Raw genomic sequence first — 11692 nt, forward strand, 5'->3', positions numbered from 1 at the left:
GATTTTTTGCCAAGATACAAAAAAATACTATGCTTGCCTAATAATTAAATTTGTTAAAAAAAAGTTAAATTACACTACTTTGTTTTGCATAATACCTTCTTTTAGATTTATCTTTGTATAAGAAATTAATAAGCTAAAAAAAGTATTATCGAGTTTTAATCATCAATCAAATCAAAATCATGGAAAATCAAACAATTAAAAGAAACGAAAAAAAGTATGCCACGCTACTTCATCTAAGTGTTTTCGCCAAATACTTTATCCCATTTGGAAATTTTGTTATGCCAATTATTTTGTGGAGTACCAAAAAAGGAACTTCAGACTATATTGACCATAACGGCAAACAAGTACTGAATTTTCAGTTGAGCATCCTAACCTATTCTTTACTATTATTAATCTTTGCTGTACCCTTAATAGTATATTTTGCCTTTAACAGTATAGGTTTTAAAGAAATAGAAAACGGAAACATACTCATTCAAGAGATTGCAGCAGGTAACATTCCAAACTTGGTCATTGTTGCTGCTATCAGTGTAAGTCTTTATGCTATCATGAAATTGGCTGAATTTTTCATTATCATTTACGAAGCTATCAAAGCAAATAACGGAGAACCTGTAGAATATCCGTTTACCATCAACTATCTAAAATAAAATCAATCATCATCATCAATCATCAATCAAAAATGAACAGTTTAACAACAAAAAAGAAATCCCATGAACATTGAGAACACAAAAGCTCAGATGCGTAAAGGAGTCTTAGAATTTTGTATCTTATCAGTGCTAAAAGAAAAGGACGCTTATACCTCTGAAATACTTGAAACGCTAAAAAATGCCAAATTATTAGTGGTAGAAGGCACTGTATACCCTTTATTGACAAGACTTAAAAACGATGGACTACTTACCTATCGCTGGGAAGAATCCACCTCTGGACCTCCCCGAAAATATTATGGTCTAACCGACGAAGGAAAGGAATTTTTAAAAGAACTCAGCATCACTTGGAACGAACTAGCAGGTGCTGTTAACACAATAACTACTCAAAACTAAAAAAACGATGAACAAGACAGTAAACATAAATTTAGGAGGCTTCTTCTTCCATATTGATGAAGATGCTTATCAAAAACTAGGGCGTTACTTTGAAGCAATCAAAAAATCCTTATCGGTTGAAGCACGTGACGAGATCATGAGCGATATTGAAAGTAGAATTTCTGAATTGTTTTCTGAAAAATTAGACCATAGCAAACAAGTACTGAGTCTTAAAGATGTAGACGATGTTATTGCGATCATGGGACAACCTGAAGATTACAAAATTGAAGGGGAAGAAGCTACTCAGGCCAACTACAATTACACTAGCTCTAATTATACTAAAAAATTGTACCGTGACAAAGATACGGGTATCGTTGCGGGAGTATGTTCTGGATTAGGACATTATTTTGGAATTGACAAAGTGTGGATCCGAGTAATATTAGTTTTACTAGTTTTTGCCGGTTTCGGTACAGGAATTTTGGCTTATATCGTTTTATGGGCGGTAACTCCTGAGGCAGTAACAACTTCTGAAAAATTAGAGATGACTGGGGAACCGATTACCATTTCAAATATTGAAAAAAAGGTAAAGGAAGAATTTGAAAATGTATCCGAAAGAATAAAAAACACCAATTATGCGCAAATGGGGAACCAAGTAAAATCGGGCGCTCAAAGAGTAGGAAGTTCTTTAGGGGATATTATTGTATCGTTAATGAATGTGTTTGCGAAAGTGGTAGGAGCTTTCATTATCTTTATTTCAGCAATAACTATCATTAGTTTACTGGTGAGCTTGTTCACTTTAGGTTCAAGTGCACATTTGGACGTGCCATGGATTAACTATTTCGAATCGTTCAACTACACCAATACTTCTATCTGGTTAGTAGCGCTATTGTTCTTCTTAGCCATTGGAATTCCGTTTTTCTTTTTAATTCTGTTAGGGTTAAAAATTTTAGTGAACAACCTAAAATCCATCGGAAGTATTGCAAAATATACATTGTTTGCTGTGTGGATTGTTTCCGTAGGAATCATTATTGCTTTGTTTGCCAAAACAGCCAGTGAAGTTGCTTTTGATAATAAAGTCGTAAAAAAAGAAATCTTAAATATTGCTTCCACGGATACCTTAAATATCAAGTTCCGATACAACGATTATTTCGCTAAAGATTTTTACAACAACGACGAGTTCAAATTGGTTCAAGATTCTAGCGGTGTAGATTGCATTTACTCTAATGATATTGATTTTGAAATTTTACCAACGGATGAAAAAATGCCTTACCTGCAAATTGAAAAAAATGCCAAAGGAAGTTCTTTTAATGAAGCCAAGAGAAGTGCAGAAAAAATTAGATACAACTATACCATCAAAGGGAATGAGTTAATCTTAGACAATTATTTCCTTACCGATGCCAAAGGAAAATATCATGGTCAAGATGTCACTATCTACCTGTATCTTCCAAAAGGAACTTACATCAAACCACATGAGTCTGTAGAAGATTATGATGTGTCGGATAACGATTTCTTTGACATGCACTACAGTACAGAAGACTATGTATACCAAGTAGTAGACAACCGAGTAAAATGTCTGAACTGCCCTCCTGACGAAGAGGATTATGATGAATCATCGAAAGTAATCATCAATGAAAATGGAGTACAAATTAAAAACGATACGATAATTTCTGATACTAAAGAAATTAAAGAATTAAAAATCAGCGAAGACGGTATCATCATCAAAACAAAATAAACAAGACGAATCCGACTGACATAAACAATTATTACTTATTTTTAAAGTAAAAAACTAAAAATCAACGGATAAGACTTCCATCAAATAAACAAACTATGATAAAGCTAATGATTCACATTGTAAAAATAGTCATGGCAACCATCGTTGCCTTGCTATTCGGAGCTTGTAACTTTGAGGTTTCAGGTTCTCAAAAAAATATCAAAGGAAGCGGCCATGTAGTTTCTGAAGAAAGAAAAGTAGGCGATTTTACCAAAATTGAAGTAAAAAAAGGATTAGATTGTGAAGTAATACAAACCGACGAGTTCAAAGTGGTTGTAATCGCCGATGACAATCTGCAAGAAGGCATAACCACTCAAGTAGAAAACGGCACTTTAGTGATTTCTTCAAAATACAACAATTATTCCAACGTAAAATCGAAGACCATTCAAGTAATGCTACCCATGGTAACGGGTCTTGAAGCCAATAGTGGCGCAACCTTAAGAACCAAAGGAGACATCAGAAGCAACAATATCTCCCTGAAATCGAGTAGTGCTGCCAATATTATAGCCAATGTAGAATCCGAAAAAATCACATTGGATGCCTCGAGTGGAAGCGATATAAAAATCAAAGGAAAAGCCATGATGGTCGACATCTCTTCTTCTAGCGGAAGTAGTATCAATGCGAAAGGCCTTTTAGCCAACGATATTAATGCCGACAGTTCCAGCGGAAGCGATATCAGTGTTCATCCTATTTTGGCGCTAAATGCTCAAGCTTCAAGCGGTTCTACCATTGAATATGTTAAGACACCTAAAAAAATAAATATCCAAGAGAGTTCTGGAGGAGACGTGTCTTTCAACTAAAACATCACCGATCATTTCTTGAAATCATTCGCCCCAAGCGGATGATTTTTTTATATTTGCAATCATTATAGTTTTCAAAAATTAAAAAACGGCTATGTTTATGAAAAAAATCACACTTTTGGTAGTACTCCTACTTTGTACTACAATAGTTTTGGCACAAAAGAAAGAAAAAGTAAAAGGGACTAAAATAGTAACTCTAGAAAAAAGTGCTATTCCATCTTTTGACCAAATCGAGGTAGAAGACAACATCGACCTTTATCTCATAAAAAGTGACAAAAATGCTATTGAAGTGGAAGCCGATGACAACTTACATGCAACCATCAACAAACAAGTATACGGTACAACCTTGCGAGTAAATACGAACAAGGAAGTAACCTCTTTCAAAAAATTTGAAGTGCGCGTGTTTTATACCGATAGTTTAAAACTAATCACTGTAAAACATGAAGCGAAACTGAATGCTATTCAAGAACTAAACTTAGCATCAATCACGCTTAAAACCTTCGACTATTCTAAATCGTTCATCAATGTCAACTGCCCTAATTTTTCGATTATTGCTACAGATAAATCAAAAATCGAGATGAACTTGAAAGGAAGTGAAACAACGATTGAAATGAATAAAAATGCCGAAATGAAAGCGTTGATTGCTACTAACAAGCTGAAATTCGACATGTACCAAAAAGCAGAAGCCGATATCGAAGGGGACACCAACGACATGAGACTGCGTCTGGATAACAACACTAAATTTATTGGAAAAAACCTATCTATTAAATCTCTTGACGTTACCGCAGAAAATTATGTGAACTGCTCCGTAAGAGCCAAAGACAACTTAATCATTACCGCTACCGGTAAGGCGGAAGTAACCATTTTGGGAGATCCTAAAATAGAAATCAAAAAATTTGCAGATGACGCCACTCTGTATAAAAAGTCAAAATAAATCATAAAAAACCAGCCTAATAGGCTGGTTTTTTTATTTGTGATTATTTAAAAATTATCAACAAAGTAACTTCGAATATTTTCAAAATGTAAGAAACAAAATCATTTTAAAGGTCACTACAATTCTAGAACGATTTCAGTGGAATATATCGAGAACAATTAATATAGAATTCTTCCTCCAGTTCGATTAATGATCCGTAGAATATTGTATCGAGAACAAAAAAAGAGTTTTTCGTCAGTTCGAGTAACTTTCGGTAGAAAATTATATCGAGAACAAGAAAAACTCTCTTTTATAAATCTTACTCCAAAGGATTACATTATCCTTTAGCTGCTAAATATCGTTCAGCATCTAACGCCGCCATACAACCGGTACCCGCAGCAGTAATCGCCTGACGGTATACATGATCCGCAGCGTCACCCGCTACAAACACACCAGCAACATTCGTTTTAGAAGTACCCGGGGTATTAACAATATAACCTGTCTCATCTAAAGTGATGTAGTCTTTAAAAATATCCGTATTAGGTTTGTGACCTATTGCCACAAAGAAACCAGTAGCTGGAATCTCATGTGTCTCACCGGTTACTCTATTTTTAACACGTACCGCTGAAACCACCTGACCATCACCTAAAACTTCATCCGTTTCTGTGTTCATCAAAATTTCGATATTCTCGGTTTTGCGCACGCGTTCTTCCATGATTTTAGAAGCTCTAAATTGTTCGCTACGAACCAACATGGTCACTTTTTTACATAATTTAGATAAATAATGTGCTTCCTCACACGCGCTATCTCCTGCGCCTACGATAACCACTTCTTGATTACGGTAAAAGAAACCATCACATACAGCACAAGCCGATACGCCTCCACCCATATTCAAGTAATGTTGCTCTGAAGGCAATCCTAAATATTTGGCCGAAGCACCCGTAGAAATAATAACGGTATCACAATGCAATTCTTTTTCATCATTCACCCAAACTTTGTGAATTTCTCCTGAAAAATCGACTTTAGTCACCCAGCCTGTTCTAATATCAGTACCAAAACGTTTAGCTTGAGCTTCTAATTGCAACATCATTTCAGGCCCAGTAATACCTTCTGGATAACCCGGAAAATTTTCTACTTCATTGGTGGTGGTCAACTGCCCGCCTGGCTGAATTCCTTGATACAACACCGGATTCATATTAGCTCTAGCAGCGTAAATAGCAGCAGTATATCCCGCAGGACCGGAACCTATAATCAAACATTTTACTCTTTCTATCGAATCTGACATAATATTATTTTTTAATGAACCAAAAATACCAAATTTATTGAGTAAAATCATCAATTTAAAATCACAGTTTTCAATAGTTTTATAAACATTTCAAATGGGAACGATAAAAAAATCGAAAAAATATTTTTTTACTAAAATAAATTCTTATATTTGCACCCGCTTTCGGGGTGTAGCGTAGCCCGGTCATCGCGCCTGGTTTGGGACCAGGAGGTCGCAGGTTCGAATCCTGCCACCCCGACGAAAGTTAGTCCTTCTTGTGAAACAGGAAGGATTTTTTGTTTTTGCACACTTCATAAAAAACATTAACTCAAACAAAAACACTCTAAAATAATTTCCTATTTTTGCCACTTTAGAATCAACACAATTAATATGTTAATTATAGGCATTGCAGGAGGCACAGGCTCAGGAAAAACAACCGTTGTTCATCAAATCATGAACGAATTACCCGAAACGGAAGTAGGAATTCTTTCCCAAGATTCTTATTACAAAGAAACCCACGATTTGAGTTTGGAAGAACGTTCAAAAATCAATTTCGATCATCCTCGTGCTATCGACTTCGAACTTTTAGTACAACATTTAAAAGATTTAAAAGAAGGAAAGGCAATCGATCAGCCTGTATATTCTTTTGTAAAACACAACCGTACCGGCGACACGATTCATACTTTACCGAGAAAGGTAATGATTGTTGAAGGGATTCTAATTTTAACCAATCCTGAGCTTCGGGAAATGTTTGACATCAAAATTTTTGTGCATGCCGATTCAGACGAACGATTAATTCGTCGTTTAAAACGTGATATTGCAGAACGAGGTCGCGACATGGAAGAGGTTTTAAACCGCTATCAAACCACTTTAAAACCGATGCACGAACAGTTCATAGAACCTACCAAAGCCTTCGCTGATATTATTATACCGAACGATAAATACAATACTGTAGCGATCGATGTAGTTCGCGCAGTAATTAACCAAAGAATTTCGTAACTTTAATGAAAGAAAAAGTCACCGCATTTTTCTCCAATAGTACTTGGATTAAATTTATAGGAAACAAATATTTCCTTGTGACTTTATTTTTTATAATTTGGATGTTGTTTTTAGATAACTATTCCTATCTAGACCATCGAATCCTAAATCAGGATATTGAAGAACTAGAAGATAATAAAGCGTATTATCAAGAGGAAATTAAAAAAGACAAGGAACAAATTAAAAAGCTTAAAAATCCGATTGAAATTGAAAAATACGCACGTGAAAAATATTTCATGAAACGCGAAAATGAAGATATTTATATTATTGAATTCGAAGGAGATACTCTTGATAAAATTCAATAGAAAATAAAAACACTTAATATCGAAAAATTACGAAGCACTTTGTGTTTTTTGATGTTGCAATTTGGAATTTCTAATTATGAAAAATAAACTATTCAACGAATTCGATACCGTTTCTTCTAAACAATGGAAACAACAAATTCAATACGAATTAAAAGGAGCCGATTATAACGAAACCTTAGTATGGGAAAGCCCTGAAGGCATTAAAGTCAGACCTTTTTACCATAATGACGAAGATGCAATAGCTACTCCACAAACCCAAAAAGAGAAAACGTTTCAAATCGTACAAAATATCTTTGTTTTTGATGTTGAAAAATCGATAAAAAAAGCCAAAGATGCTTTACTTCGAGGAGCAGAAAGTATTCGATTTACCATAGAAAACGAATCGACTGATATTCATCAACTCCTATCGGACTTGGACATCGAAAAAAATACCATTTATCTAAACCTTAAATTTCTTTCGGCTGATTTTATAAAAAAAGTCAATCAGATTGCCTCAGCCAAAAATACCTTAATCTATTGTCTTGTTGATCCGATTCATCAATTGGCGTCGGATGGAAATTGGTTCAATGCCGAAGGAAAAGATAATTTTGAGATCCTACAATCCTTAGTATCGGAATGTAAAAATAGTAGTTTTATTCATGTCAATGCTTCGCTTTACCAAAATGCTGGAGCCAACATGGTACAACAATTGGCCTACAGCTTAGCGCAGGTTAACGAATATTTCAACAAAATTGAAAATTACTCACAACCGATTTGCATTGAAATTGCCGTAGGAACCAATTATTTTTTCGAAATAGCCAAAATTAGAACCCTTCGTATACTTTTCAAAGCATTGGCCTCTGAATACCAGTTTACCGGTAATTTGCATATCCTTACCACACCAACACGTCGCAACAAAACCTTATACGATTACAATGTCAACATGCTAAGAACGACTACTGAATGTATGAGTGCCATACTAGGAGGAGCTGATGCCGTTGCCAATTTAGCGTATGATGCTATATACCACAAAGACAACGAATTTGGTGATAGAATTTCTAGAAATCAATTATTGGTGTTAAAACACGAAAGTTATTTCGACAAAGTAGATAATGCGGCAGATGGCGCTTATTATATCGAGAATGTAACCGCTCAATTAGCTGAAAAAGCCTTGACTTTGTTCAAAGACATTGAAAACAATGGCGGATTGCTAAAACAATTAAAAGAGGGCACTATTCAACATAAAATTCAGGAAAGCGCACAAAAAGAACAAGATTTGTTTGATTCTGGAAAAGAAATCTTACTAGGAACCAACAAATATCCAAATCCGAAAGATCGTATGAAAGACGACTTAGAGTTGTATCCTTTTGTTAAAATCAACCCAAGAAAAACTCTTATTACCCCAATTATAGAAAAACGATTGGCTGAAAAAACAGAACAAGAAAGACTTGCTTCAGAAAACCAATAAATCAACATCATGAAGAAATTATTATCCCTAGCACTATTATTAATTTCGACTACTTTTTTGGGTCAAATCAAAAAAATGGAAGCAACTCACAAAGAAACTGGAAAAGCAACGTATTTTGAGGAAGGCCAAAGAGTAAAAATAACCACTAACGATCGAAAAAAAGTGGTAGGTTTATTGGTGATAAAAGATTTGCAAACCCTAATGGTCAATGAAACCGAAATAAAAATAGACAACCTAAGCAGCATTAAATATTATCCTAAAAGAGGACGAACTGTAAAAAATATTCTATTGGGTACGGGAGCCGCTATGATTGCAACTTCAGGAGTATTGGCGGCCGACAGCAATGGTGCTGCCTTTTCATTTTTTGCAGGAGGAACGGCTACCATCATCACAGGAGCATTGGTCAACAACAAACATAAAACCCTGATTCACCGTCATTATCTATATAAAATTGTAGAATAATAATGAGAAAAAATATACAACATATAACATTGGACAGCAGAACTATAAAAGCTGCAGAAGCCAAACCGAACACATCATCGGAAGGAAATTTTTCAAACCAGTCATCTATAGCAGCGTCCGAATTGTCAAATCGATCAGAGTCGTACTTGTCATCTCGAGCGGAGTCGAGAGACCAAACCAATACTTTCACCACAGCAGAAGGTATCGATGTAAAAAACACCTACTCGAAAGCTGATGTTGAAGGACTAGAACATTTGGACTTTGGAGCCGGATTTGCGCCCAACTTACGCGGACCTTACGCCACTATGTACGTTCGCCGACCATGGACAATCCGTCAGTATGCGGGATTTTCAACGGCAGAAGAAAGTAATGCTTTTTACCGAAGAAACTTAGCGGCTGGACAAAAAGGTTTATCCGTAGCCTTCGATTTAGCGACACACCGTGGTTACGATTCGGATCACGAGCGCGTGGTGGGTGACGTAGGAAAAGCCGGTGTAGCAATTGACTCCGTGGAAGACATGAAAGTACTTTTCGACCAAATTCCACTAGGTGAAATGTCAGTTTCAATGACGATGAATGGTGCGGTTTTACCAATTATGGCATTCTATATCGTAGCAGCAGAAGAACAAGGCGTTGCTCCTAACCTATTGTCGGGAACGATTCAAAACGATATTTTGAAGGAATTCATGGTGCGAAATACCTACATTTATCCACCAACGCCTTCGATGAAAATTATTGCGGATATTTTCGAATATACGAGTAAAAATATGCCGAAATTCAACTCGATTTCGATTTCGGGTTACCATATGCAAGAAGCTGGAGCTACTGCCGATATTGAATTAGCCTATACTTTAGCAGATGGTTTAGAATACATTCGCACCGGTTTAGCAGCAGGAATGGATATTGACACCTTTGCTCCTCGCCTTTCGTTTTTCTGGGCGATTGGAATGAATCATTTCATGGAAATTGCTAAAATGCGTGCCGGTCGTATGCTTTGGGCAAAACTGTTGAAACAATTCAACCCAAAAGACGAAAAATCATTAGCCTTAAGAACGCATTGCCAAACTTCGGGTTGGAGTTTAACCGAGCAAGATCCTTTCAATAACGTGGCTCGAACGGCGATTGAAGCCGCGGCTGCGGCCTTTGGAGGAACTCAATCGTTACACACCAATGCTTTGGACGAAGCCATTGCTTTACCAACCGATTTCTCGGCACGAATTGCTCGTAATACCCAAATCTTTTTACAAGAAGAAACCAAAATCTGCAAAACAGTAGATCCTTGGGCAGGAAGTTATTACGTAGAAAGTTTAACCGCTGAAATTGCTGAAAAAGCTTGGGCTTTAATTCAAGAAGTGGAAGAATTAGGCGGTATGACCAAAGCGATTGAAGCGGGTATTCCAAAATTACGTATTGAAGAAGCAGCCGCACGTAAACAAGCCCGTATCGACAGCGGTCAAGACATCATTGTGGGGGTAAACAAATACCGTTTGGAAAAAGAAGATCCGCTTCATATTTTAGAAGTAGACAACCAAACCGTTCGTAAACAACAAATTGAGCGCTTAGAACAAATCAAAGCGACTCGTGACAACGCTAAAGTTGCCGAATGTTTAGCCAAACTAACCGAATGTGCGAAAACAAGCAAAGGTAATTTATTAGATTTAGCCGTAGATGCCGCAAGAAACAGAGCCACCTTAGGGGAAATCAGCGATGCATTGGAAACGGTTTTCGGAAGATATAAAGCACAAATTAGAAGTTTTAGTGGCGTGTATAGTAAAGAAATTAAAAACGATGAAAGTTTTGAAAAGGCAAAACAACTAGCCGATGCTTTCGCGAAGAAAGAAGGCCGTCGTCCTCGTATTATGATTGCGAAAATGGGACAAGACGGTCATGATCGTGGTGCCAAAGTAGTCGCTACCGGTTATGCCGACGTGGGTTTTGACGTAGACATTGGGCCTTTATTCCAAACACCACAAGAAGCGGCCAAACAAGCAGTGGAAAACGACGTTCACATTTTAGGGGTTTCTTCTTTGGCAGCGGGACATAAAACGCTGGTTCCACAAGTGATTGAGGAACTAAAAAAATACGGAAGAGAAGATATTATGGTCATTGTTGGCGGTGTAATTCCAGCACAAGACTACCAATTCTTATTCGATGCCGGAGCCGTTGCTGTTTTTGGTCCTGGAACTAAAATTAGCGATGCAGCCATTACAATTTTAGAAGTTTTATTGGAAGAATAAAAGAATACTTGTCATCCTATGTTTGTAAAAGGAAGTTCTTTGAAAATTTTATAAATTTATTTCAACAGAAGAAAGAGAAAGATAAAAGCTAAATTTTGTCATTGGTCAATTAAGACTGTTCAGCATGCTAGTTCCTTTCTCTCTCTGCTTTTGAACTTGGACAGTCCATTGGTCACAAAGACCGCATTTAGGATTGATAAGTCTCAAGCAGATTTCTTCCGTTTACTTTAATTTCCTTAAAAACAAATGTATGAAAAAAAGTAACAATTATGTTGGAATTGACATTTCAAAATTAACTTTTGATGTAGCTATTTCTAGTCCTGAAGACAAGTATAAGCATTTAAAATTTGCTAACAATCATGAAGGTTTTATGATGTTTTTAGAACATTTAAACGCCTCTGAATCAATTTGTATAATGGAAGCTAGTGGTCCATATTAT

At 36.2% G+C, this 11692-nt stretch carries 11 protein-coding genes, 1 tRNA gene and 1 pseudogene; 12 read left to right on the forward strand and 1 reads right to left on the reverse strand.

The window, feature by feature from the left end; translation table 11 throughout:
- The first annotated feature begins 179 nt into the window (after positions 1–179).
- The 5 genes from NAT50_RS06385 to NAT50_RS06405 all read left to right on the forward strand — a co-directional run bounded on the left by NAT50_RS06385 (position 180) and on the right by NAT50_RS06405 (position 4521).
- On the forward strand, positions 180–644 hold the full coding sequence (locus NAT50_RS06385) for a DUF4870 domain-containing protein (protein WP_250592386.1): 465 nt from the start codon (positions 180–182) through the stop codon (positions 642–644).
- Between the two features lie 63 nt (positions 645–707).
- The gene (locus NAT50_RS06390; RefSeq protein ID WP_250592387.1) at positions 708–1037 is read left to right on the forward strand and encodes a PadR family transcriptional regulator; all 330 of its coding nucleotides are present in this window, start codon (positions 708–710) and stop codon (positions 1035–1037) included.
- A 7-nt stretch (positions 1038–1044) separates the two neighbouring features.
- Positions 1045–2748 (forward strand): PspC domain-containing protein, encoded by a 1704-nt coding sequence (locus tag NAT50_RS06395; protein ID WP_250592388.1) that lies wholly within the window; start codon positions 1045–1047, stop codon positions 2746–2748.
- Positions 2749–2855: 107 nt separating this feature from the next.
- On the forward strand, positions 2856–3587 hold the full coding sequence (locus NAT50_RS06400; protein ID WP_250592389.1) for a head GIN domain-containing protein: 732 nt from the start codon (positions 2856–2858) through the stop codon (positions 3585–3587).
- Between the two features lie 100 nt (positions 3588–3687).
- Complete coding sequence (locus NAT50_RS06405) at positions 3688–4521, forward strand: GIN domain-containing protein (protein WP_250592390.1); 834 nt, start codon at positions 3688–3690, stop codon at positions 4519–4521.
- Between the two features lie 316 nt (positions 4522–4837).
- Here the strand turns inward: NAT50_RS06405 and trxB are convergent, their stop codons facing one another.
- The gene (gene trxB, locus NAT50_RS06410; protein WP_250592391.1) at positions 4838–5785 is read right to left on the reverse strand and encodes a thioredoxin-disulfide reductase; all 948 of its coding nucleotides are present in this window, start codon (positions 5783–5785) and stop codon (positions 4838–4840) included.
- A gap of 163 nt (positions 5786–5948) precedes the next feature.
- On the opposite strand from trxB, the gene NAT50_RS06415 reads away from it, so the two are divergent.
- The 7 genes and pseudogenes from NAT50_RS06415 to NAT50_RS06445 form a co-directional block, all read left to right on the forward strand.
- Positions 5949–6023 (forward strand) — tRNA-Pro (locus NAT50_RS06415).
- Between the two features lie 131 nt (positions 6024–6154).
- Complete coding sequence (udk, locus tag NAT50_RS06420; protein ID WP_250592392.1) at positions 6155–6763, forward strand: uridine kinase; 609 nt, start codon at positions 6155–6157, stop codon at positions 6761–6763.
- 5 nt (positions 6764–6768) lie between these two features.
- Positions 6769–7107 (forward strand): FtsB family cell division protein, encoded by a 339-nt coding sequence (locus tag NAT50_RS06425; RefSeq protein WP_250592393.1) that lies wholly within the window; start codon positions 6769–6771, stop codon positions 7105–7107.
- 76 nt (positions 7108–7183) lie between these two features.
- The gene (locus tag NAT50_RS06430; protein WP_250592395.1) at positions 7184–8554 is read left to right on the forward strand and encodes a methylmalonyl-CoA mutase subunit beta; all 1371 of its coding nucleotides are present in this window, start codon (positions 7184–7186) and stop codon (positions 8552–8554) included.
- A 9-nt stretch (positions 8555–8563) separates the two neighbouring features.
- Positions 8564–9016 (forward strand): hypothetical protein, encoded by a 453-nt coding sequence (locus NAT50_RS06435; protein ID WP_250592397.1) that lies wholly within the window; start codon positions 8564–8566, stop codon positions 9014–9016.
- Positions 9017–9018: 2 nt separating this feature from the next.
- Positions 9019–11253 carry a methylmalonyl-CoA mutase gene (gene scpA / locus NAT50_RS06440; RefSeq protein ID WP_250592398.1) on the forward strand — a complete coding sequence of 745 codons (2235 nt, stop codon included), beginning with the start codon at positions 9019–9021 and terminating at the stop codon, positions 11251–11253.
- 250 nt (positions 11254–11503) lie between these two features.
- Positions 11504–11692 (forward strand): annotated as a pseudogene (locus tag NAT50_RS06445) (IS110-like element ISCaa14 family transposase); the annotation flags it as partial.

The organism is Flavobacterium luminosum (assembly GCF_023635005.1).
GTDB lineage: Bacteria > Bacteroidota > Bacteroidia > Flavobacteriales > Flavobacteriaceae > Flavobacterium > Flavobacterium luminosum.